The organism is Pirellulales bacterium (genome assembly GCA_036499395.1).
Lineage (GTDB): Bacteria > Planctomycetota > Planctomycetia > Pirellulales > JACPPG01 > JACPPG01.
Genome location: DASYDW010000099.1, coordinates 1 through 24,136, shown reverse-complemented (window position 1 = coordinate 24,136; position 24,136 = coordinate 1). Strand labels below are relative to the sequence as shown.

Sequence of the window (24,136 nt, the reverse complement as noted above, 5' to 3'; positions counted from 1 at the left end):
GGGGCATTTTCGTTCATTCTTTGTTTAGTGTCGTGCAGCCTGCGGCCCTTGCTAGATCGTGTCGAGCACGGCCGTGTTGTTCGATTCGTCCATCTCGGCCACCGCGTCGAGCGGGTCGATCATCACGACCAGCTTGTTGAACGATTGTCCGGCCGCGTTCGGCTTCGTGGCGGCCGCCGGCAGACGCAGGATGACTTCTTGAGATTCGCCAGGACCGAGCGCCGGAATTTCGATCGCACCGTGCGGAGCGTCGTGGGCCAGGCTGCCATCGACCGATGCGGCGACCATCACCGCAAAGCTGCCGGCTGGCCGGGTTCCCTGGTTGCGGAAGCGGACCGCGTAGGCAGGACCCGCAACTGGTGTTGCCTCGGCAGTCATTTTCAGATCCTCCAGCACCAGGTCGACGCTGCCTGAATTCGCGCTGACCGAGTTCGGCAAAACCACGGTCGGTGGGACTAGCTGATCGGTCGATTTCGGATTCATAACCGGCGCGGGCGTCGGCGTGTACGAAGCCAGCGTCGCCTGTGGATTGTAGTTGTTGCTCGAATAGCCGCCGCCCGACGATTTGCGGCTGCGGCGGCCACCCCGGTCGCGGGCTGACGCGGTCTCGGCCACGCACACGCCCACCAGCAGGGCCATCAAAGCGAAACGCAGGCTCTTCGTTAGTAATGACATGGCAGGCCGATTCTTTCTCGTGATTGGGTTGGGTGCTGTTGCCAGCGGAGGAAGCCGCTCGGGCTCTACCAGCAATAGGCGTAAGCGGGCCGGAATTGTTACGGGCCTTTTTCGAACTTCTCGAAAAGGCCCGCCTGCCCCGTGAAAACGCGGCCCGATTGGCTGCCGGCGCGACGGCTTGACGAGGTCTAGACCGCTCGACGCCGTCGCATCAGGACGGCGATAGGCAATCCCAGGCAGCCGAGAAAGAGCAGCATGGCTGTAGAAGGCTCGGGAATGGTATAGGCGAACAACGTTGACGGACCGCTGCCGCCGTAGTTCGGGTCGCCGGTCGAGTTCTCGGTCGCGCCGTACAATGTCGAACCGACCACGGTCAACTGGGTCGACGGGTAGACGCCACCTGTCCCGGTGAAGGAGTGCAGCACCTGGTAGTTAGACCCGTCAGGTTGGATCGAAAATAGCGCTCCCAAGCCGTTGCTCCCGCCTGTGCTTTGGACTCCATAAAACGTAGATCCAACGAGGGTCAGTCCTGCTGCCAGAGGACCGCCGTCGCTCAGAACCGAGGGGGGGCCAGAGGCGAAAGTATGAAGCACACGAAAGTTCGCACCGTTCAGATCGATGGCGAACATTTCGCTGTTCGAGGTCAGAGTGGTAACTCCATACAGCGATGATCCGATCACGGTCAGATGCGGATCGGGTATCTCGTCGAACAGGCTGCCACCGGTTCCGTTGAATGTGTGCAACGTTTGAAAGTTGGATCCATCCAAGTTCATGGAGAACAAGTTTGATGCTGTACCACCAAAGCCTAAGGCTCCCCGGGTGACGCCGTAGAGCGTGGATCCGACTTGGGTGAAGATGCCCGAGGGTTGATATCCGTCGCCGTTGAAACCAGTAAAGATGTGAAGGTTCTGGAGATCGGAGCCGTCCAGGTTCATCGAGAATATCGCGCTATAATCGCCGCCACCGAGATCTCCCATCGACCCACCACCATATAGTTTCGATCCTATCAGGCTTAGTCCGTCCACGTCTGGAAGTTGGACGGGAAGGTTTTGCGCGTTGGTGCCATCCTTGTTGATGGAGTAAGCCGCCGGGGCATAGCTGGTCCCGTAGAGCGTTTGCCCTGCCTGGACGAGGGGCGAAAAAGGCCACTCCCCACCGGGAGTAAGTGATTGGAAGTTATGCAAGACCTGAAAGTGTGAGCCATCCAGGTTCATGGAATACAACGTGCCTTCGTTGTAGGTTCCCCCTTGACCGGTCGTACCGTAGAGCGTTGATCCATCGACCAACAACTCGTTGGGATTGATATTTCCAGGCTCAGCGAAGGTGTGTAGCAGGGCGAAGCTGTCCGCCGTCGCCGAGCGTGCGACGATCAAGAAAAGCAACGCACAAAGAGTTGCACTATGTTGCTGTGTTGCCCGGCTCATTAGCGGCTCCTGCAATCATCGGGATCTTTTGAAAACGACCACGGTCGGTGCCGTCCCCCGTTTGCGTACGTGGTAGGGCATCTCGACCATCTTCTATTCGCTTGAACCCAATGCCTCCTGACAACCGTCAGATGGTCGAGCCCTTTTGGGCGCGATTCAGCATTGCGGTACTGCGCTACCAATTTGGTCAACGTAAAAGCGCAAAAAAAACCGCTGGGCACAACCGTTTTGTGCCCAGCGGTGAGATTGCAACGTCGAACTTTACGCTTCGGTTAGGCGACCCGGCGCCGACGCAGAGCCATCAGCAAGCCGAAAGCGCCCATCAAGGCCAGGGCCACGGTCGACGGTTCCGGAACCACATACAACGCCTGACCATCGCTCGACAGAGCGACGCCAGACGCCGAGAAGCTGCCGAGTTGAATAGTCGGCAGCAATGTCGACGAGGTGGGAATCAGCGTAGCGTACACCGTACCACCGGCAATCGAGCCGAGGCTTACAGCGCCACCGCCCCCGAAGGCCGGATTGTTGGTGAACCCGCGCTGCAAAAGCTGTTGCAGCGCACCGTCGATGCCCATCTCCGGATTGGCGAACGAATTGCCAGTCAGGTTGATGTACAACAACGCATCGTAGCCGGCGAACGCCGTTCCCAGGACCGAAGCACTGGTACGGAACAGAGCGCCCGCGGCGCTGGACAGCGCCATGCCGTTGACGTCAGTCGTCGGCAGGCTGCCGTACAAGCCCGCGGCGGTGAGGTTCGTCACGCCGTAGATTTCCGCACCAATCGTGGGCAGGTTCGGAATGAACGGCGTCGCTGGCGTACCACCAACAAATGGGTTGGCATCGGTCGAGCCGGCTTGCGTGAGAGTGCTCGCAGCGCCAGTGACTGTGCCACTGGAGATCGCCGCATTCGTGCCGAGCAGGTAACGTCCACCGCCACCAGCATTGCCGCCAGTGCCGCCTGAGACGTCCAAGGCCGAACCAGCGAGGTCGGTGGTCGTGCCTTGAATGAGCACGGTGCCGCCGGCGCCACCGCCGCCAGTTCCACCGGTGCCGCCCGTCGCACCCGACGCTCCAGCGCCGCCGGTACCGCCAGCGCCGCCAGCGCCGCCGGTGCCGCCACCCTGCGCGTTACCGGTTCCGCCGGTGCCGCCGCCACTGCCGCCGGCGCCTGCCGCACCTGCCGTGCCACCAGCGCCCGAGGCGCCATTTGCACCTGTTGCACTGACCGAGCCGCCGATCGTGACGACACCGTTCGCGATGATGCCTACGGCGCCGCCGCCGGATCCTCCGGCGCCGCCATTGCCGCCGGTTCCCCCGGTGCCGCCCGTGCCGCCGGTACCGCCTTCACCACCACCGCCGCCACCACCACCGGAGTGTCCGAATAAGGTGCCGTTGTGCCCGGCGCCACCACCGCCGCCGCCACCGCTGGCGCCGCCGCCACCGCCACCGCCGCCACTACCACCGGCGCCCGATCCGCCAGCGCTGCCGCCGGCGAGCACGAATCCAGTTCCGGTGTTTGATCCACCACCACCAGCGCCACCCGAGGGGCCCGTGGCTGGGGTATTTCCCCCACTGCCCGTTCCACCGGGGCCAGAGGTACCGCCGTTATTCGATCCCGCAGTTCCCGCCGTACCGCCGGTACCACCGGTGCCGCCAGTTCCCGCGCCACCTACTGCACCCGCGGCGCCTGCGCCGCTGGCATTGTTCAGGCCGAGCGTACCGTTGGTTCCCGCAGACCCGCTGATTCCTGCTCCGCCGGTGCCGCCTACGTTTCCTACGGCTCCGGTCGATGCTTTGCCAGCCGTGGTCGATGTCGTATTGCCGCCACCACCACCGCCACCACCAGCTGCAGGTTGCGATCCATTGCCGCCATTACCGCCTGGGCTATTGCCTGCGGTGCCGCCGCCGCCGGTCGGTCCGTTGGCGCCAGCGCCGGCGGTTGAGCCAGGAGCATTAGTGCCCGCGTTGGTTCCACCCGCGCCGGCCGAGCCCGAGTTTCCGCCCGATCCTCCCGAGCCGCCGCCGGTCCCTGCCGCTCCGCCCGTGGTACCGGACGGCAAGTTGACGACGGCGCCCGTTGCAATGTTCACGTTGTTGCCGACGATCAACTCAACTCCATTGCTGCCAATCGTGGTCAGCGTGTCGGTTGAAAGCAGATCGAGATCGCCATAGACGGTGAAGTCGGCGACGCCGCCAGTCGTTCCCGTGTACGAAACCGTGACACCGTTGATGGTCGAGGTGGCCGATCCATTGATCAGGCCATTGGTGGTGTCGAGAGTAATAGTCGCAGCATGCGACCACTGCGGCAGACCGAAGGAAAGCATGCTGCTGCATGCCGCTGCCGTGCCCAATCGGGCAAGGAAACATCTTAAACTCCGCCTCATTAGCAGCTCCTCAAGGTGTGATGCGTCATGCCCTCTTGTAAGCCCCGTAGGCAAACGGGGGGTCGCTCGGCGCCTCCCATCGGCCCATAGCGTTACAGGCTAGGTACAATTCGCGCGAAGGTCAACCGTTAAGATCACCATAAGTTGTACGTTGCAAACGAGATGTGGTCGCAAAGCGACCAACTTGGGCAGAAGCGAGGCGAGGTCGGCAGCGAACGCTTAAGCCACAGCGCAAATGGGGGGACTCGCAAGTGACCGAGTAAATTCGTCCCCCCCGCGACGCCCGGCGGAAGCGTTTGCGCGGATCGACGACTATTCGGTCGCCATACCGTAGCGCCGGGCTTCGGTCTTCCACTCGGGCTCTTCCAGGAGTTCGACGGGAGGGCCTTCGAGCGCTTGGGCAACCTCGGCATCGGTCAGGCGATAGACGAGGATCGAATAGCCGATCTCGTCGTCGGGCTCGCGCTGCCGCAGAAAGCTGGCCAGACGCATGAACCGCGCCGATTCATACACCTTGAACATGTCCTGCCATTCTTTGTCGAGCGCGAAGAACTGGATCTTCCGCAGCCCTTCGGGCGTCGTCGACAGAGACCGGTACTGCTCAACGTTGTTGCCGAGGTTTTTCAACCGCGCTTCGTACTCCTCGTTCCACTTGCCTGGCAGCAGGTTGTAGACGCCTGGCAGCAGCGAGGCACTGATCAGATACGTGCCGCCGGTGAGTGGTTCGGGCACATGCGGCTGCCATTTGATGGGGTATGACGGCAGCGGCTGCGCATCGATGCCGTAAAACGCCGGCGGCGCCGCGCCGTACCAGGCGAAATACAGGCGATGCGGATCGCGAGTGTCGTCCGGATGGGCATCGAGCCAGGCCTTGGCCTGTTTCAAGTCCTGGTTCCAATCGAGCGAGCTATCGATGAGATGCCGGTAACCATTCCACGGCCCGCCGGCAAGCAGGTTGAAATATGCCAGATAGTTGGGCCATATCCACACACTGTCGATAACAATGACCAGCATGGCCGTGGCGAGCCCGCACCGCACCAGCATGTTCGATCGAACTGGCAGTTGCGTGTCAGGCGAGCGCGAGCGATCGAGAACTGTCGACTCGGCAGCGCGGCCGACGATCGCAGGCGGACGAATCCACCACGCGGCGGCTCCGGCGACGATGAACAGTGCCGGATAGGTCGGGAGCAGATGGCGATGCCCAATGTTCAAATGCGTGGTTAGCGCGAATGCCCAATAGACGACAAATAGCACGGCCAGAGGCACAACTCCGTACAGCCGACCATTCTCGCTGATGGAACGGCTCTCTTGATCGGTTTTCTCCGCTGCCGGTGCTTGAATCGAGCGCCGTGAAAATCGCCAGGCGGCCGCCGCGGCGAAAGCCAAGATCACGAAAAACGCCAAGGGGGTTTTGTACGCGAAGCAATACGGAAAGTAGCTCATCCATCCGTACAGACGATACTCGCCGTTCAGGAAGGCGCTGCGCGCTTCGGAATAATGCATGACGTGCGAGAAGCCAAATAGATACGCCTCAGGCAGCAGGCGCTGCTCGCGCATCAGGTCGATGCATTGATCGAACGTTTGAGATTTGGTTCGGACCCCTGGCCAGTCGACGGGAACCTCGGCCGGTCCCAGTGCCGGATTCAACATCTCATAGCGAAAGCCGTAAGAGGCCCAGATCGAGCACGCCACGCCCAGCATCAACGCGGCGCCGATACCGGCAAAGATCGCCACGTTTCCGATGCGGCTATACAGCTCGCGCGTGGTTCGGCCGAAGCGGATCTCGGTGGGGGCGCGATGGAAGAGACGCAGACCGACCATCAAAACTCCGATCGGTACGATCATCGGCGCCGCGAATTTCGACAGGAACAAGCCGGATAGCGTGAACCACGTGGCGAGCAGCGTTTGTGGGGAGACCCGATGCAGAAGCCTCCACATCGCCGCGACAGAAGCCGTGAAAAAGAGCGCGCTCGCCATATCCGACGTGATCAGAAAGCCGTGCGTGAGCATCGTGGGCGAGAAGGCGAACAGTGCCAGGCTCAAGAGGCCGGCGAGCGGTCCGAACAAGCGCCGTGACCATATATAGACGAGCAGCCCCAGGGCGACGCCCAAGATCGACGTCATTGCGCGGCCGTACAGCAGCATCCGGTCGACATCATTGCCGCATTCGTAGAAGAACTGTTCGGCGAATTCCCACTGCTGAAGATTGAGCCATGTGGAACTATCGGTCGACGGCAACTGAAAGCCCGACAGCCACACCGGCAGCCCACATAGTCGTTGTGGCCAGTTGCCATTCTCGGGCTGGATGCGGTAATCGTTTCGGCTCCAATAGCTGACGCCGCCGGTGAGATGAACCCCCTCGTCCCCGGTTTGCGACTTGCGCGTGGAAGCGCTCAGGCCCAGTACCACATAACAGGCGAGCAGGGCAGCAATGCACAGTAGCGTTGCCATCCCGCCAAGCTTGTCCGGCACGCGTTCGGAATCTTCGTCGCTGACAAGCTTCATCGGCGTGCGTATTGGCATCCGTGCATTAGGACGAGTTTTGGCCATCGCCGGTCACTTCCACATGGCGAATCGCCGGATGGGTCAAACTGCCAGCCACCGCGACGATTATCCGCCAGGGCCAGCGAATGAACGAGTCAGCAGACGGCCGAAGGCTTGCGGCTCCGACAATTCTGAGACGACCTGCGCCCCGCAGTGGGATTTTACGATTCCATTGCCGCAAAGCCGCATGCGGCGCACGCCAGCTTAATCAGGAGCTCGTGCAGCCGCAAATGCCGAACGCGGTGTGCGGGGATGTCGTTCGATTAGAGAGTGGATAACAGCGGACACGGTGCTCGCTAGTCGATGCCGTCGTAATACTCGACCTCGATCGCGATGATCGCGCGCATCTGCGGAAACAGCAGTTTTCCGTACTCCGATGATTGATGTGCTTGAAACGCCTCTTCATCACGGTAGCGTTCCGTCACGACGTACGTTCGGGCTGATTGGCGCGACCGGTACAGGTCGTAGTAAACATTCCCTGGCTCATGCTTGGCCATCTCCGCCTTGAGCGTGCGAAATAGCTCCAGAAATCTCTCCTCCTGGCCTTCGTTGACCACCACATGCTTCACTCCGCCGATCATTCCCTGCATCCTTATTTAAATGTCATGAAACAAATCATGTCTGGAAAGTCCGTGCTGAAGGCGGCTAAGCTGGGGGGAGGCACTCCGCGACACCAGAGGCTGGGAGTCGCCTCAGGTCGGTCACCTAACTGAAGGAAGGAGTTAATGGTGGCGCACATCAGTAAGCTAAAGACCGGCACGGTCATTTTACTGGTCTCCTGCGCAATGGCGAGCCTGACAACGGTCTGCGCCGCGCCGCCCCAGGAACCAGCCGGGGCTGACGGCGGCGTCCAGGGCAAGGACCGCCTCTGCATGCCGGCCGGCGCCCTGATGTATGTGAACTTCTACTCGACAGCCCCCGACGTCGACCGAATATTCCTCTACAACTACGCCACCGTCAACATCCTGCCCGAAATCTCGCGAGTGCGCGGTATCGATTCCGCCGCGATGCTCGGGGATGCCATTCGGATTCGCCTGAATCCCGACCGCATGCGAGCTAACAACCTGTCGCCGGAGGACATCATCAATGTTCTCAGGACGAGTAGCGGCATCGGCCAGAAAACGCGGTACACGGAAAAGAACTTGCTGACCCACATCGGTGGGCCCTACAGCAAGCCGGAACAGTATGAAGAAGTCGTTTTGATAGCGAACCCCGACGGGTTAATCCTGCGGCTCAAGGACGTATGCACTGTCGAGGCGGGCGCCCAGAGCTGCATTGATGCGGACTTCAACGGCCATCCCTCGGTTGCCATTGTCCTCCGGCAGGTCCCCGGTGTTAGCGCGGATGAGGTTATCGGGGCCGTCCAGCGAAAGCTTGAAGAGATCAAGAAAGCCGCATCCCCTTCCGGCGTTGGGTTTGACGTCATTCCGTTCGACACGCCGGACATGATCTATGCGGTTATCGAGCCATCGGTCGACGCGACGCTTACGTTCACAAGCGCCAAGTGCCACGAGTTGGCGGCCATCGCCGAAGGCATTGTCGGCATCACTTCGGTCTGGTCGCTGGCAGGTTATGACGCCCGAACTGATAGGCGCGACTCGAATTCAGGCACCTGCTTCATCAGATTGCAGGACCAGTCGGGTCGCAAGCTGACCTCGCGCCAGATCATCGAGGCGCTCGAGGAAAAATACGAGCCGATGAACGCTCACATCGAGTTATTTGAGCCCCCCGCGGTTTCGGTTTTCGTCGCTGCCAAGAGGCCGACAGTACGCGTCCTGGACCGGACGAACGCGAACAAGTTGAATGCGAACAGCACGAACTCCAATGACCGGCGGCTCGCCAGCGCGTCCGAGCCGTCGATCGATGATTTGTTGAACCGCGACGAACTGAAGGGACTCTTCACGTTTCTTGCCCGGACCTACCCGCGGCATGAATTGACTGTCAATGGCGACGTGGCCCGACAGAGAGGCGTGTCGATCGCCAGTGCGCTGCTGAACCTGCCCTTGGCCGTTGGAGTTGACGACCAGGGCAAGCCGAAGTTCTGGAGGATCGCCGAGGATTTGCAAAACCTGCAGGTCACGAACGATCGCGGCGAAATGGTACCGTACACGTCGCTCATTGAACTCAAAGAGAAGGCGGGCGTTGAATGAAATCGGCCGCTCGGTGTCGTCACAACTCAATTTCAGTGAGCACGTTTCCAGTCTGAGGCGTGGGCCATCCGTTCTCATTTACTTATGTCTAGGTGACTCGGCTTTTGTTGCAAAGTACGAAAGGCCTAAATATACTTTGCACCGCAGGGGCGCAAATGAGTTCACCGACACAGGTGTTCTCGTACGGAAAGCTTGTCCTGCATTTTATTTCGCGCCACAGTTATCTGGTCATGCAAGGGCTGCACTATGCGTGGCGGTGGTCTAGCCAATCTTCTGTCGCGATATCTGATCGCCAAGCGTAAGCGCGCGCTGTCGCACTGTGTGACGAGCGGCGGCAATGCATTTCGCGATCTGCGCTGCGAACATCTTGAGAGTCGGCGATTGCTTACAGTCGATGGCATGCAAGTTTTGCCGTCCGCTTCGGCCGCGATGGCTGGCGAGAGCACCGCTAGCGACGTAGATTCCGCGGTAAACGTTCGGACCGTGTACTCGCTGGGCACAACTTCGGGCGACGCTACAGAGCCGCAACGTGCTCCATTAGTTGCATTTGGCGCAAAACTTTACGGGATGACTGATGCGGGAGGGATTAATAATGCAGGTGCCCTCTTTTCGGTCAATGACGATGGATCGGATTTTCAAACCCTGCACTTGTTCGGCCCGGCCAACGGTCCTAATGGTTCAAACCCCGGTCTCACGAGTGGACTCACGATCATTGGCTCGACGTTATTCGGTACGACCGAGAACGGCGGATCGAGTTCCAACGACGGAACTTTGTTCGCCATCGCCCTTGATGGCTCGAATTACCGAGTGTTGCACAGTTTCGTAGGAGGCGCCAGCGATGGTGCTATACCCGACGCCTCGCCCGTCTTGATCGGCTCGGTGCTCTACGGAACGACAAGCGCTGGCGGTGCCTCCGGCGACGGAACTGTTTATTCCATCAATCCGGACGGCTCGAACTTTCAGATCGTGCATTCGTTCCTGGGCGGGCCGGCGGATGGCGCCAATCCCTACACCGAGATCGTGCAGGTGGGGTCGTTGCTCTATGGCACGACGGCCGCGGGAGGTGCTAATGGTTGGGGCGCTGCCTTTTCGATGGCGCTCGACGGATCAAACTATCAGGTCCTGCATTCATTCACTACAGGCGGCTTTTATGGTCCTGGTAGCCAACTATTTCCTGTCGGATCGACGTTGTACGGTATTGCCGTGTTCGGCGGCACGAATTCCGACGGCTACATCTACTCCATGAGTGACGACGGGTCAGACTATCAGGTTCTGCATAACTTCACTGGCACTGCAGGCGACGGCGTCAATCCTGCGTCGAACTTGACCCTAATTGGCTCTACGTTTTATGGAACTACTCTTTACGGCGGCATCAACAGCGGTGGCACGATCTATTCGATCAACGCCGATGGCTCGAACTACCAGGTGCTTCACTCGCTGACGACGCTCGATGGCCAATATCTCTATGGCAGCCTGACCGTCGTTGGTTCGACTTTGTACGGACTGGCAGCGGGGGGTGGAACGTTCGGCGGCGGAACGTTGTTTTCACTTGGTACGGATGGCTCGAATTTTGAAGTCGAATACAACTTGTCGGGTGCTATGAGCGGCAACTCGGCCGACGGATCGACGCCTCGCGCAGCTCTCGTCGCCGACGGCTCGACACTCTTTGGGACCACATCGAACGGTATAAACGGAAACGGCGCGACTGTGTTTGCCGTCGCCGATGACGGCACGAGTTTTCGCGTCTTACACGTTTTTTCTTCCAGTCAGGGATCGGAGCCGGTCGGCACTCTGATCTTGGTCGGTCAGACCCTTTACGGCGAAGCGGCTGGATCTTTCAGCGGCTCCAACGGACTTGTTTTTTCCGTCAACACGGACGGTTCGAATTTTCAGATCCTGCATTGGTTCACAGGTGGGTCTCAAGGCCAATTTGGCGCTTCTGGATTGATACTGGTGGGCTCGACTTTATACGGTACCGCCGGTGGCGGCGGAAACATGGCCAATGTGGTGTTTTCGTTGAATTTAGACGGCTCCGGCTACAAAACGCTGCACCAGTTTCCTACCAGTTTTTCACTCGTTCCGAGTGGCTCGATCACGGCCGAACTGACGCTCGTCGGATCGACCATCGTCGGCACCACCAATAGCGGCGGTGCCAACGGCGACGGCGAGATTTTCTCGATGAATCTGGATGGGTCCGATTTTCATGTCTTACATGCATTTGCTGGAGGCGCTGCCGACGGAATTTCTGCGATGGGTGGCGTGACGCTGGTCGGAGACACGCTTGTGGGATCGACGACCAGCGGCGGAACGGACAATGACGGTACCATTTACTCGCTAGGCATCGATGGTTCGAATTACCACGTGCTACATTCGTTCACGGGCGGTCCCGATGATGGAAGCAATCCGCAAGGGCGTTTGCTACTCATCGGAGCGACTCTGTACGGAACGGCTGCGGGCGGCGGAAGTTCGGGTAAAGGCATCGCCTACTCTTTCGAAGTCAACGGCGCAACTTTTCAGGTCTTGTACAGCTTCAACTCTGCTGCAAATCCCAACGCCTCTTTAACACTCTCGGGTTCAACCCTTTATGGGACTACCGCTAGCGGTGGCGCCGTTGGACATGGCACGGTTTTTGCGCTAACAGGCGCGATCCCGCCTGGACCGCAAGTCACGGATTTGCTGGTCGACGGTACGTCCTGGACGCCAGACGCCCTGAACGCGCTTGCTGTCGCGGGCCTCGGCAACGGCGAGGGTTATGAAATCCCGGTCGGGTCCACAGCGCAGCTCGAGGATTTGCCGTGGGACAACCTGAACCAGGTCCGTATTGTTTTCAACGAGGACGTCAATGTCGCGGAGGCGAGCCTGATCGTCAGCGGGCTGTCGGGCACTCCGCTCGTATTCAGTGCTTTCGCCTACGATCATACATCTCATACCGCGACCTGGACCTTCGCGAGTCCGATCAGCGCGGATCGAATCAAGCTTGCGCTCGCTTCGACCGGTCCGAACGCCGTAACCGATGTGTCGGGCAATCTGCTCGACGGCGATTGGACGACGGGCGCGAGCAGCTATCCGTCCGGCGATGGCTACGAGGGAGGCGATTTTAATTTCGCGTTCAACGTTTTGCCGGGCGACGCCAACGGAGATGGCACCGTCAATGTTCAGGATCTTGCCGCAATCTCCTCAGGCTGGCTGACTGCTGGTCGCGCGGGGGACATCAATGCGGATGGCGTCATCAACGGCCAGGATCTCGCTCTACTATCGTCCAATTGGCTAGCAACATTGCCAGTCGGGGAGAGTTCGTCTGGCGCGAGCGTCGCAGTTGCCGATTCCACCTCTCGGGCTGCCGCTTCGTCGAGCACCGGCCAGAGTACGACTGTTGCTGAAACTACGAATTCCACAACCTTCGTCAATTCTCTGCCGGCCACAGATAGCAGCGTCACGGTTGCTGCCAAACTGCCGGGCACAATTACTGGCAACGGACATGTGACGGTCATTCCGTGGAACTTTGTCGGTCCACTGAGACCGGAGTACAGGGCACCTCTCACGGGACAAGCCGACCCTTCACTTAACGCCGTTGTGATTGATCGCGTGTTGTCACAGGCGGTAGGCGATATGAATAACAGATTCGGCGCGCGAGCCTCATCAAGGACTATGTCGCTCGTCGAATCGCGCTTTGCCGTGAGCTTGAACGACACAGAGCGCAATGCGATTGATGGGAAGACCGTCGGCGAGCGATGGAGTTCGTCTATCGACGACGACCTGCTGGTGACGTTGGCCACTGGCTGACGACGACGAGCGCCGGATTAGTAGATCTGAGTTCCGGATTGTTATCTGGCACGTATTAGCCGAACTGCTCGGCAAGGGCGACAATGATGCCCTCTGGGCCGCGAATGTAGGCTAGCCGATACGCGTTCTCGTACTGCATTTCGCCAATCAGCTCGGCGCCCTGGGCGCGCAGGCGTGCGACGATACCGTCGATGTCATCGACGGCGAACATGATTCGACGGATGCCCAGCGCGTTTACCGGCGCGTCTACGGGCCCGAATCGGATCGCATCAGGCGTGTGGAACTTGTCCAGCTCAATGCCTTGCCCGTCGGGAGTGCGCAGCATCGCGATCGTGGCGCGGACGTCTTTGAGTCCGATCAGTTGTCCCACCAATGGTCCTGCGACGGTCGTCTCGCCCTCGAGTGTGAGCCCGAGTTCGATGAAGAACGCCTTAGTGGCTTCGAGATCGTCGACAACGATGAGGACGTTGTCCATCCGTTTAAGTGTCATGCGGTTCCTTAGCTTCACGGACTTGTCGCACGACCGGCTGTCTTGCCCGGCGTACTGATCGCGTCGAGGTGCTTATCGCGGCGAAATGGCTTGGCTCGTTTGTGCATCCTTATTGCCCCGGATCTTGCGGAAACGGAATGGTTATTGTGCGTTGCGGGCTTCACCATCCTCGATCTTCGAGTAAAGTCGAAGATCGGCTTGACGGGCCGATGCCACGGCCATATATTCTAGTTAACTCGAAGGTCTGGCCTGCGCGTTCATGCTTTCCCTGGAGCCTTGGTTGATGACGCGTCCTCCTTCGGAATTTCCTACGGAGCTCGAGCTCCAGTTCCTCAAGATCCTCTGGAACAAATCTCCGGAGCCGGTGCGCGAGATTCGCGAGGCACTGGCGAAATCGGGTCGCGATATCGCCCACACGTCGGTGATCACCACGCTGAATACGATGGTGAAGAAGCGGTTCCTCACGCGCCGCAAAGAGGGGAAATCGTTTCTGTTCGCACCGCGCATCACGCGCGAGGAGGTGTCCCAGTCGATGTTGGGGGATGTCGTCAACCGTGTCTTCGACGGGTCGGCCAAGGCCGTGTTGATGGGACTGTTCGAGCAGTCCGATATGAAACCGGATGAGCTCAAAGAGCTGCGCAAGCTCATCAACCAGCGGATGCGGGAGAGTCAAAAATGAATTTCATCTTGACGAGCATTTTCAACCAAGCCGCATGTCTGCGTTTGACGGAGACGCTGCTCCATTTTCTTTGGGAAGGTTTGCTGATTGGCGGATCGACAGCCTGCGTTGTCTGGTTGTGCCGCAATGGCAGTGCTCGTCTTCGCTACGGGGTGCATGCCGTGGGTCTCGCGCTAATGGCGATTAGCGTCCCGGTCACGTTTTTGCTGATCAATGGGGAAACGCTTACCGCATTGCGCCCTACGGCTCTGACGGCGACGATGGACGTTGAGAACAGCCACTCGATCGCGTCGCGAAGTTCGATCGAACCGAGCCGAGGCGTAGGGATGCCGGTTGCCGTCGCGGCGCGCGACAATTTCGACACGGAATCGGCGCCGGCAGTGCCCGCGGTCGCCGTGGATTCGCGCGTTTCAGTTGCTGAAGGTGCGAGTGTCGCTGGGAACGAAATCGAACCGGTCAGCCTGCCTGCCAGGCTTTCGTCATCTCTCGAATCGTGGCTGCTGCGAGGATCGCCGTACGCGGTCTGCACCTATCTGTCGGGTGTTCTGTTCATGTTAGGGCGTCTGGGGCTTGGCCTGTGGGGAGTGCGCCGGTTGCGTCGGTCCGCCAGACCGGTCCTGTCGGGTCGACTTGCCGATCAGATCCGGGAGCAAGCCGCACGGATCGGCCTGAAGGTCGTGCCCGTCGTGGCGTTTTGCGGACGGATCACGATTCCCTTCGTGACAGGGATTCTCCGGCCTGTGATCCTGCTCCCGGACTGGCTCGAGGCGGAGCTTGAACCTGAGCAATTGCTGGTCATCGTGGCCCACGAAATGGCTCATATTCGTCGGCTGGATCTGTTGGTAAATCTGCTGCAGCGGCTGGTCGAAGCGGCCTTGTTCTTTCACCCTGCGGTCTGGTACGTGAGCCGTCAGCTCAGTTCGGAGCGAGAGAATTGCTGCGATGACGCCGTAGTTCGGGCGGGCATCGAGAAAGTGAACTATGCCGACATCCTGCTTCGGGTTGCCGAACTGTGTGCAGCGGCATGCGGCGCGAACCGTCCGGCGCCGAACGCATCGCTTGCCGTCGGCGGGAATAATAGCAGTCAACTCAAACGTCGTATTGTGCGTTTACTCCTTGGCGAGGAACGGGTCCGATCGCGCTCGGGCGATTCCTTGGCGCTGATCCTGCTCGTGGCGTTGATTCTGGGAACGATCGCGGCCACGCAGAGCCATGTTGTTGCCGGCGCCTTCGAGACTCTCGCCCAAACGGCATCCGATTCCGCGCCCGTCGCTGGCCAATCGCTTCCCGTGGCGCCGCAGACGATCGCTTCACAGGCCGCTGCCATTACGGCGCCCTCGTCTGCGGAGTCCGAGATTACTGTGCGCGGCGTGGTGCTGAAGCCGGACGGCACGCCGGCCGTGGGGGCAGTCGTCCGCGCAGCGGGGATGGCGGACTGGTCGTCGTGGGAGTTGGCCGTCGCGAAGGACTTGATCTCGCCACTGTCCGAAGCGATCGCAGATTCGCAGGGCATGTTCACGATCCGCTTTCCGCGTCATCCCTTCGGCGACGTGAGCGGGTTCGATGAACACTGGCGCGACATCTATAAGAAGACGCAAATCGGCGCATCGCTCACCGGTTTCGGGCCTGCCTGGGTGATGTACGGCGGCATTGATGCGTCGCAGCCCTTGAAGCTGCGATTGGTGGAAGACCTTCCGCTCCGCGGTCGAGTGATCGATCTCGAAGGCCACCCGATCGCGGGAACCTCGGTCAAAGTGAGCGCAGCGCGGGCTGCAAACGGTGACGATCTGTCCGAGTGGTTCGCCGGGGTCAAGGCGGGAGAGGATATTTGGACCGCCCAGCGAAGGATTCCTCAATCCGCTGAGCCGCGCGTGATCGGCACTCCCACCGCGGTGACGACCGACGTGGAGGGGCGATTCGAAATCCACGGCCTTGGGCGCGAGCGGGTTGTCACGCTGACATTTGTCGGCGAGCAAATCGCCTATCGCGAAGCCCAGGCGGCGACGCGCGACATGGAGACGCTGCGGCAAAATAGCGGCTTCGAGGAGCAAACCGACACGAAGGACTCGGTATTCGGCGCCACGATCACGTTCAACGCCGAGCCTGCCCGCGCGGTCGAAGGGATCGTAAAGGATGCGCAGACGGGCGAGCTGCTTCCGGGCGTCTCGGTCGAAAGCAGGATGCTCACTAGCTATCCGTATGGGAAATATGGAGTGCTGAAAGCGACGACGGACGATAAGGGACGCTTTCGATTGATCGGGATGCCGAAAGGGGCCAAGAATCAGCTCCGGTTCGCCCCCGGCGAGCAGCTACCCTATTTCGAGCGCGATGTTGATGTTCCCGACCCTGATGGTCTCGGGCCGGTCCCCATGGAAGTCGAACTGCATCGCGGAATTTGGATCACCGGACGAGTTACCGATCGTGCCACTGGCGCACCCGTTCCTACAGTTCGAATGTTCTATTTGCCCTATCTTGCGAACGAATATGCGCAGAGAACGCCCGAATTCCACTCCAACGGCTTCGTCGACGGCGACGCCCGTGCGACGCGATTTCAATCGAAAGCAGACGGAACGTATCGCATCGTGGGTTTACCAGGACGGGCGATCGTCGGTGCGGAGAGCATCCTCAAATCCTATCGGCATGGCGTGGGTTATGCCGACGTCACCGGCCCCAAGCACCAGGAGGGGGTCTGGGGCGGTCGGTTCGACACGTACCATAACCCTATGAAGCCCGGCCTCGAGTGGCCCAACATGATGAAGGAGATCAATCCGCCCGCCGACACGGGGCCGGTAACGGTCGACTTTGCGTTGGACCCGGGGCAGTCGGTGCGGATCCATGTCCAGGATCCTGAGGGGAAGCCGATCGCCGGTTTGGATGTCCACGGCATATCGCGCGATCGTGTTGATAAGACGGAGGACGCGGAATTGACGGTGACCAATCTTGGTCCTGATGAGGAACGCCCGATTCTTCTCAGGCATGTGGAGAGACACATCGGTCGAGTTGTACGAATTGGTCCCGCCGACATTGCGGCGGGCGAGATCACCGTGCAACTCCAGCCCGAGGGTTATGTCGTCGGACGCTTGCTCGACGAAGACGGCGAACCTTTTTCCGGCGCGGCGGTTGAAGCATCGGGCGTCCCCTTTGCTTATGCGACCCGCCTTGACACCGTGGGCGCCGACGCAGAGGGACGTTTCCGCGCCGTATTGATTCCCGGTTGTCCCTATTCTCTGAAAGCCGTTCCGCATCGTCGCGGCATACTCTATGTCTCGTTCGAAAGCGACCTGGCCATCGAACCAGGCGAGACCAAAGACCTGGGAACATTGCAGTTCGACAAGAAGGGCAAACCGATCAAGACGAATTGACGAAGCCGGCGGGCGCCACGGATGGTTCGTGACGACAGTTGGAGCGCGCCTGGTCGTCCTCTTCTTCATTCGCCTTGCGCGTTGAACTGCTTGGCGCTGGCCTGGACGATTGACCAGGCGGCGGACTGGGCTTGTGAAATGTCGCAGTCGTTTGAGGTGACGGCCACGGCCATGTGTTTATCGGGAATGAAGGTGGCAAGCGCGTACCACATCGTGTTCGAGCCATTGTGCCAATACGTGGTGTACGGCAGGTCGTCGGTCGGTTTCTTCATCACCCAACCGTAGCCATAGTTTTCCAGGTTCGGCGCATGCAGCCGGCGATAGGTCTCGGTCGACAGGAGGTTTCCGGTCCCTAGTTCGCCACGCAGATGTTCCGTGGCATACGTGCCAAGATCACCGAGCGTCATGTGAACCGTGCCGGCAGGGCCGATGATAGGCGTTATGTCCGAGTTGTCGCTGACGCTTGTTTTGCGATCGCGCGTTCTGAGGTGACCGCGGGGTTGAGGAAGCGTGTCGTCCGGGCTTTTGGGCGGGCCGAATCCGGCGCTCTCGAGCGCGAGCGGCTCGAAGACTTCGCGCCGGACGAGATCTTCCCAACTCACGCCGGTTGCCATTTCGGCCATCGCAGCCGCGATCGTATACCCGACGTTCGAGTAGGCATACTTCTGTCCCGGTGGACTGACCGGTTTTTGTGCGATCACATTCATCACCGCTTCGTGGCGCTTCTTAGTGCATTCGGGACCGATCGCCGGTCGTACCAGCAGCACCCACATCGGGAAGTTCGCCGGTGCCCCGGCGGTGTGTGTCAGCAGTTGCGCGAGTGTGGCACGCTTCCAGTCGTCGTGAACCGCGGCGTTGGGAAAGCGCGCGCCGATCGTGTCGGACCATTGCATCTTGCCCGACTCGACCAACCGCGCGATCATCGTGGCGGTGACCGACTTGGTGACCGAACCGATATGCCAGCGATCGCCCAGCTCGACGGACACACCGCTACCCAGCTTGCGCTCGCCGTCGACGGCGGTCGCCACGACCTGGCCGTCGACCATGACGACGGCCCCCAGGCCCACGAGCTTGTTTTGCTGGCGGAGATCGGCGACCAGTCGCGCAAGCCACTCGCCTGATGGTCCGTTGCACCGGTTGGTTTGTGCTTCGCTGGATGCTTCGGCCGGTTCATCTGCCGCGGCCGTGGGAGACTCGCTAAGCCCGGCGAGCGGATTTGATATGGATTCTTCACCGCCCGGGAGCCGCTGCGAGTACACGACTCGGGCGAGCGATGCCAATATGAATATGAAGAAGACCGCCTGACGCGCCGGCCGCTTGATCGCGCCGCATACCCTGCGAGCCGAGCGCCCGATGTGCCTCATAGCTCTGGTCCTTGATCCGTCGGTGGTTGTTCAGAGATCGCCCAATTATCGGCAGTTTCTTGGGACGAGATTGCCAATAATGCCCGGTTCGTTTACGGCTGAAGCACTGCATGCACTCGGCGAAAGTCCTCTTATCTTTGTGTCACTCGCTCCGAGGCAAACGTGAGAACACCTCTCCCATTTCAAAATCGATGTAACGACTCAGGAATACCGACTTTTTGTCGTTGAAGGTTACCTTGCAGAGGCATAAGAAAGGACCGTATGCAGCAGTCCGAACCCCGATTTGGTTCCTGCCAATACGAGTGCCCGTGAATACTTTATCACCCCAATGCTTTCCAAAATAGAATTCTGCCTTTTCGACGCTGGCGATGTCTCCATTCTTATGCTCCATAAGATACGCAAACACATCAAACCGCTGGCCCCGTTCGTCGGAAGGGCGCAATGTATGCACGAGCACAATATTTCTCGCCTGTTCGTAGCATCGTATACGCTCGTTACGGAATACTGGTGCTGCTCGTCGCGCTTGGGGCGTGGGCGGACTATTGGATGGAGCTTCGCTTTCCGGCGATGAGCGTTGGGTTGCGCGATCAGGTCTTGCGTACCCTAAGTCCATTCCGGGAAGGCCTGATGCGCGAATCGCCGTATCTACCCTTCTCTTGTCGAGCGTGCGCGGAGGGAACTCCAACAAGAAATCAATTACGAATGTTGCCGCTGCCGTACACGCGAAATGACGAAACCCGTCGTCCTTCTCATGATCTCCAAAGTCGGATACAGCCTTAACAACGATGCTCCGCAGGTCCGCAAACTCTGCGACCCATCCAATTGCTGCGGCCTCCATTTCGACACCAATAACTTTGCGCGATGATGCGATCAAACTTGCAAACAGTTCAGGGTCCTGTCGCACAGTCTTGCCGGTCGCAATTGGACCCAAATGCACTTGAATTGGATTGGGTTGTGGTAATACATCAACGCCACATGTCGCTGATTCCTCATCGATCCAGGTTCTGCCGCGCTCTGTCAACGAGAAACTGCCGGAATCGAGGCTAACCAACGGTTCAGCGTCATTTCGGAGTGCCTTTACTACGTTGCACCATCCTTTGCAATGCGAATGGCGCTGAGCATGCTGATCAGGTGCGGCGGCTTCAGGGTGCCGTTCTTTTTCCCGAAGTGCGTTTAGGAACCAGCGTTTTTGTGAATCCAGTGAAAATGGAGGGCGCTCGTGAGAGTCGCTCCATCTTTCTCCGAAGGACGGCACTCGAAGCGCCCACGCTCGATGCAAGTTGTACGTCTCGATGTCTTGAAACATCTCCTCCTGGCGCTTTCCATTCGTAACTCTCGACACTCGTTTTCCGTGATCGTAACTGTAGACACGATTGGCGACGATGATGTCACCAAGGTTCACATCGCCGCGCCTCCCCGCGCAGATTCCACACATCGCCAACGCGAGCGGCCGAGGGCTCAGCGACTCAATTAGCCCAAACGCACGCGTAGCGGCTGCTGTCTCACCCATGCTGCTGCAATGTGCAGCTGCAACGGTTAGTTCTCTTCCGTTAGATTCGAAGTGTCGCCGATAATATGGCAACCCACGCGAATCCTCCCTTTGTTGCCAAGGGGCTCCTTCCTTGGCCTTAATATGCAAGAGTGCCTTAAGTTCGTCGTACAGGGCCGTGATTATCACCACGTCTATCGATGGATCGTCTGGCGTCACCGTTCGCCCCCTCACGTTTGTGCATTCACGGTTAAAAGTAATGCGATGCCATAGTATAGTTGCCAAGCCATGACACGTGACTCCAGCAATTGTCTCGTTAGCTGGTTTATTCAGGGGGGCCAGATACGCCCAGGTTTAGATGGTCATCTCAGCAGTCCAACAAAAGTTCCAAAGAGGTAGTTTGATAAGAAACCGGCGGCTGTCGTCCGCCACATCAGTGTTAGTATTCTGTTTCGACGTACCGTGCCGAAACACGCAATAACTTGGTGTCGACACTCTTTTATCGCCAACCCGCCGCGAAACGACGCCCGGGCTACGGTTGCCCTCCCGCCCACGCGGGCGCGGGGGACTCGAACGTGACTCGCTCCTTCGTTACCGGATGCACGAACGAAATGCGCAGGGCGTGCAGGCAGAGCGGTAGGTCGGTGACGCTATGCGTCTGGGTCTCTCCGAGCTTGTGGTTGGGCAGATACGCTTGCTCGCCGCGGATGGGCAGGCCCAGATGTTGCAGATGCACGCGAATTTGATTCGTCCGGCCTGTAATCGGGCGGGCCTCGACGAGTGACGTGCCATCGCCGAATTCTTCGAGCATGCGAAACTCGGTGCGCGCGGCCAGGCCCTGCTCGTCGACGGCACGACCGCCCAGTTCTGTGGTATCGATGCCGATCGGCGCGTCGCAATCGAACAACGCTTCCGAAGGTCGCCCTTCGATCCGAGCCAGGTAGTGCTTCTCGACTTCACCGGCCGCGAATTGCGTTTGCAACTGACTCGCGAAATGCCGCGTACGGGCGAAGACCACCAGGCCTGTCGTGTTCGCATCAAGCCGATGCACGGGTCGCAGCTTTTGCGGCGAGTAGACCTGGTTCAAAATCGACTGCAGCGAGTTGCGATTGAACCGGCCTGAGGGATGCAGCGGCAGCGGGGCCGGCTTGTTGACGACGACGATCGCCGCGTCCTCGTGCAGTAGGCGAATCGCTGGGTTCACAGCCGGCTCGATGTTAGCAGGCGTACGATGCAAATATACTTCGCCGGACCGCACACGATGGTCCGCGGCGACTGCCTGACCTTTGGCATTCAGAATCAACCGCCGGTCAAAACGCTCTTGCCAGTATTCGCGCGCAAGATGACGAAAGATTACGCCCAGCGCGTCGAGCAAGGACAGACCGTCGTGTTTCGCCGAGATCTTCAGCGGCCGATCATTGTCGTGCGGCACGGAGCCAGGCAGTGGCGTGGTGGCCTGCCGAATGGCTGACTCGCGTTCCGCGAGCGTCCGGGCCATCTGCTGGGCATCGGTCAGAAAGCAATAGGGGCATGACTGCTCGGGCACATAGCGCGGGTCTTGTTGGTCGGCAACCGACAGCGGCGACAGACAGTGGAAGCAAAGCGTGTTTTCGGTCGTCGCGAGATTCGGATCGAGGCCGACGCGCTGATCGAACACGAAGCACTCGCCGTCGTAGTGTTCGCTGCCGCAGTCGTCAAAGTATTTCAGAATTCCGCCGTCGAGCTGGAACACCTGCTCGAAGCCGATACCTTCGAGGTAAGGCCCTGCCTTTTCGCAGCGAATTCCGCCTGTGCAGAACATAACTACGGGGCGCTGCTTCAAATCGGCGGGCAGAGTCTGGGCTGCGGCCGGGAAATTGCGAAAGTGATCGATCCCCAATGTCAGGGCGTTTTTGAAAGTGCCAAGTTTGACTTCGTAATCGTTCCGCGTATCGAGCAGCGTGATCGGGCGGCCCTCGTCGAGCCAACCCTTTAGTTCCTGCGGAGTGACTTTCGGCGATGTTTGCAAGCTTGGTGCGATGCCGGGAACGCCAAAGGCGATGATCTCGCGCTTGATGCGCACCAGCATGCGATTGAAGGGCTGTCGACGGCTGACGCTGACTTTCGGCTGCAGCCCTTCCAGTCCCGGAATGGCTTGCAATTCTTGCAGCAGCGAGTCGATTTCTGTACGACCGCCGGCGACGAACAGATTGATCCCCTCGGGACTGAGCAGAATTGTGCCGCGCAATTTCCAGAGCTTGCACTGGGCCCGCAAACGCTCTCGCAACGCCTGCAGATCGGTGAGAGGAAAGAACTTGTAGGCGGCAATATTAGTGACGTCGGACATTTTCTAAGGATACGCGGTCGCGAACCCGGCGCCGATCCGGGGTCCGACGAGTGACGTTGGCTGCATGCCGAAGAGGATGCGCGCTGCCGGCAGATTTAGCGGCGGTCACGTTTTTGGCCATTAGGCGGCGAATGCTCGGCGGCAGTCGCACGTTGAAATGTTGGACCGGGGAACGTTACAGCCGTTCGATTGGACGCTCAGGACACGCCCTCTGATACGCCCTCCTGAGCGCACCCGATGTGGCGACTTCAACGATTGGCCGGACGCGCTCGTGTGCCCAAATGGTTGCCATGCCCGACGACAGGACTAATGTCCCGCATTCAGGATGGCCCCCCAACGGTTCCAATCCAGTCGCCCTGCTGTTGAAAAACTGATCCATCGGGGCATCAGGATTCAGCTTACGTGCGTAATGCGCTTCGCTTTCTGATGACGACGTGCGTCACCTTATCCGATGACGCATGCTCCGACACTTCGTAGCCGAGTCGTGGAAGGTCAACGTCGTTGAATAGCGGTTCTCCGCAACCGAGCAGGACCGGCACTACGACGAAGTGCATTTCATCGATGAGCCGAGCACGTAAGTACTGTTGGATTGTGGAGACACCTCCACCAAGGATGACATCGCAACCGTGGGCTGCCTCGATTGCGCGGGCGAGTGCCGCTTCGATTCCCTCGGTGACGAAATGGAAGTCCGTGCCGCCCTGCATTGGCAATGACTGTCGCGGGTGATGCGTCAGAACATACACTGGCGCGTGAAAGGGCGGATTCTCGCCCCACCAACCCTTCCACGATTCATCTGGCCACACTCCGCGCACCGGACCGAACATGTTGCGGCCAAGGACCCATGCGCCGACGTTCACGGTGCAGCGTGCGGCAAAATCGTTATCGATACCTTGACCGGCGCCTTCCTGGCCGTTCATTCGCGCGAAGGTCTGTGTCGAAAAGAACCATTGATGCAGGGCCATGCCGCCTTTGCCCAACGGATTTTCATGGTCCTGGCTTGGACCGGCCGCATAACCATCGAGCGAGACGGCAAAGTTATGAACCCGTAGTTTCTGCACGTCCAACCTCCAAACCTCCGTGGTACATTGTTGATACTCGGTGCGCGTAGACGAGCCAGATCGTACACTAATCCCGTTCCTTGGTCACTGTGTAGTTTTACCGGACGGGCGACGAGGTGCGAGTCGCAAATCCTTGTCTCTCTCTGGCTTATTGCGACTCTTTCGACGCCGCAAACGCGAACACCAAGAGTCGGCGATCAACAGTACGTGCAAGCCGGCGATAACCCACCGGAACCTTCCAATGAAAACCGGTGACCGAACGCGCATGAGATATAACCGAAAGTTGTGGATGAGTTGAGTTGAAAAAGGCGGCGTACTTGGGTTTGAATTTGGTTGATTACGGACCCAATTCCCCAGGAGTACGCCACCATGCCCGAGAGTATCAATTCGACGTTGTCCTTGCCAGTC

14 protein-coding genes are annotated in these 24,136 nt (G+C 59.4%); 4 read left to right on the top strand and 10 right to left on the bottom strand.

Features of this window, described 5'->3' with window-relative positions:
• Positions 1–51: 51 nt before the first annotated feature.
• The 5 genes from VGN12_17945 to VGN12_17925 all read right to left on the bottom strand — a co-directional run bounded on the left by VGN12_17945 (position 52) and on the right by VGN12_17925 (position 7,608).
• On the bottom strand, positions 52–675 hold the full coding sequence (locus VGN12_17945; GenBank protein ID HEY4311336.1) for a CARDB domain-containing protein: 624 nt from the start codon (positions 673–675) through the stop codon (positions 52–54).
• Positions 676–863: 188 nt separating this feature from the next.
• Positions 864–2,099: a choice-of-anchor tandem repeat GloVer-containing protein gene (locus VGN12_17940; protein HEY4311335.1), complete on the bottom strand. Its 1,236-nt coding sequence runs from the start codon at positions 2,097–2,099 to the stop codon at positions 864–866.
• Positions 2,100–2,371: 272 nt separating this feature from the next.
• Positions 2,372–4,423 (bottom strand): PEP-CTERM sorting domain-containing protein, encoded by a 2,052-nt coding sequence (locus tag VGN12_17935; GenBank protein HEY4311334.1) that lies wholly within the window; start codon positions 4,421–4,423, stop codon positions 2,372–2,374.
• Between the two features lie 372 nt (positions 4,424–4,795).
• The gene (locus VGN12_17930) at positions 4,796–7,033 is read right to left on the bottom strand and encodes a hypothetical protein (protein ID HEY4311333.1); all 2,238 of its coding nucleotides are present in this window, start codon (positions 7,031–7,033) and stop codon (positions 4,796–4,798) included.
• Between the two features lie 290 nt (positions 7,034–7,323).
• Positions 7,324–7,608 (bottom strand): antibiotic biosynthesis monooxygenase family protein, encoded by a 285-nt coding sequence (locus VGN12_17925; GenBank protein ID HEY4311332.1) that lies wholly within the window; start codon positions 7,606–7,608, stop codon positions 7,324–7,326.
• 144 nt (positions 7,609–7,752) lie between these two features.
• On the opposite strand from VGN12_17925, the gene VGN12_17920 reads away from it, so the two are divergent.
• Both VGN12_17920 and VGN12_17915 read left to right on the top strand, forming a co-directional pair.
• Positions 7,753–9,177, top strand: a complete 1,425-nt coding sequence (locus tag VGN12_17920; protein ID HEY4311331.1) for an efflux RND transporter permease subunit — start codon at positions 7,753–7,755, stop codon at positions 9,175–9,177.
• 246 nt (positions 9,178–9,423) lie between these two features.
• Positions 9,424–12,960: a choice-of-anchor tandem repeat GloVer-containing protein gene (locus VGN12_17915; GenBank protein HEY4311330.1), complete on the top strand. Its 3,537-nt coding sequence runs from the start codon at positions 9,424–9,426 to the stop codon at positions 12,958–12,960.
• Positions 12,961–13,015: 55 nt separating this feature from the next.
• Here the strand turns inward: VGN12_17915 and VGN12_17910 are convergent, their stop codons facing one another.
• Positions 13,016–13,450, bottom strand: coding sequence for a VOC family protein (locus VGN12_17910; GenBank protein ID HEY4311329.1), 435 nt, complete (start codon positions 13,448–13,450; stop codon positions 13,016–13,018).
• Positions 13,451–13,733: 283 nt separating this feature from the next.
• Between VGN12_17910 and VGN12_17905 the strand changes: the two genes are divergently transcribed.
• Positions 13,734–14,129 carry a BlaI/MecI/CopY family transcriptional regulator gene (locus tag VGN12_17905; GenBank protein ID HEY4311328.1) on the top strand — a complete coding sequence of 132 codons (396 nt, stop codon included), beginning with the start codon at positions 13,734–13,736 and terminating at the stop codon, positions 14,127–14,129.
• A complete protein-coding gene (locus tag VGN12_17900) occupies positions 14,126–17,491 on the top strand; it encodes a M56 family metallopeptidase (protein ID HEY4311327.1) in 3,366 nt (1,121 codons plus the stop codon). Before VGN12_17905 ends, VGN12_17900 begins: the two co-directional genes overlap by 4 nt.
• Before the next feature lie 65 nt (positions 17,492–17,556).
• Here the strand turns inward: VGN12_17900 and VGN12_17895 are convergent, their stop codons facing one another.
• From VGN12_17895 to VGN12_17880, 4 genes are all read right to left on the bottom strand, one after another.
• Positions 17,557–18,855, bottom strand: a complete 1,299-nt coding sequence (locus tag VGN12_17895) for a serine hydrolase domain-containing protein (protein ID HEY4311326.1) — start codon at positions 18,853–18,855, stop codon at positions 17,557–17,559.
• Between the two features lie 142 nt (positions 18,856–18,997).
• The gene (locus VGN12_17890) at positions 18,998–20,257 is read right to left on the bottom strand and encodes a pYEATS domain-containing protein (protein HEY4311325.1); all 1,260 of its coding nucleotides are present in this window, start codon (positions 20,255–20,257) and stop codon (positions 18,998–19,000) included.
• A gap of 619 nt (positions 20,258–20,876) precedes the next feature.
• Positions 20,877–22,670, bottom strand: coding sequence for a sulfurtransferase (locus VGN12_17885; protein ID HEY4311324.1), 1,794 nt, complete (start codon positions 22,668–22,670; stop codon positions 20,877–20,879).
• A gap of 398 nt (positions 22,671–23,068) precedes the next feature.
• A complete protein-coding gene (locus VGN12_17880; protein HEY4311323.1) occupies positions 23,069–23,728 on the bottom strand; it encodes a dihydrofolate reductase family protein in 660 nt (219 codons plus the stop codon).
• Positions 23,729–24,136 lie beyond the last annotated feature (408 nt).

Coding starts and splice junctions, on each gene's coding strand:
- VGN12_17945 (HEY4311336.1), bottom strand. CDS start 675: ATGTCATTACTAACGAAGAGCCTGCGTTTCGCTTTGATGGCCCTGCTG.
- VGN12_17940 (HEY4311335.1), bottom strand. CDS start 2,099: ATGAGCCGGGCAACACAGCAACATAGTGCAACTCTTTGTGCGTTGCTT.
- VGN12_17935 (HEY4311334.1), bottom strand. CDS start 4,423: ATGCTTTCCTTCGGTCTGCCGCAGTGGTCGCATGCTGCGACTATTACT.
- VGN12_17930 (HEY4311333.1), bottom strand. CDS start 7,033: ATGGCCAAAACTCGTCCTAATGCACGGATGCCAATACGCACGCCGATG.
- VGN12_17925 (HEY4311332.1), bottom strand. CDS start 7,608: ATGATCGGCGGAGTGAAGCATGTGGTGGTCAACGAAGGCCAGGAGGAG.
- VGN12_17920 (HEY4311331.1), top strand. CDS start 7,753: ATGGTGGCGCACATCAGTAAGCTAAAGACCGGCACGGTCATTTTACTG.
- VGN12_17915 (HEY4311330.1), top strand. CDS start 9,424: ATGCGTGGCGGTGGTCTAGCCAATCTTCTGTCGCGATATCTGATCGCC.
- VGN12_17910 (HEY4311329.1), bottom strand. CDS start 13,450: ATGACACTTAAACGGATGGACAACGTCCTCATCGTTGTCGACGATCTC.
- VGN12_17905 (HEY4311328.1), top strand. CDS start 13,734: ATGACGCGTCCTCCTTCGGAATTTCCTACGGAGCTCGAGCTCCAGTTC.
- VGN12_17900 (HEY4311327.1), top strand. CDS start 14,126: ATGAATTTCATCTTGACGAGCATTTTCAACCAAGCCGCATGTCTGCGT.
- VGN12_17895 (HEY4311326.1), bottom strand. CDS start 18,855: ATGAGGCACATCGGGCGCTCGGCTCGCAGGGTATGCGGCGCGATCAAG.
- VGN12_17885 (HEY4311324.1), bottom strand. CDS start 22,670: ATGTCCGACGTCACTAATATTGCCGCCTACAAGTTCTTTCCTCTCACC.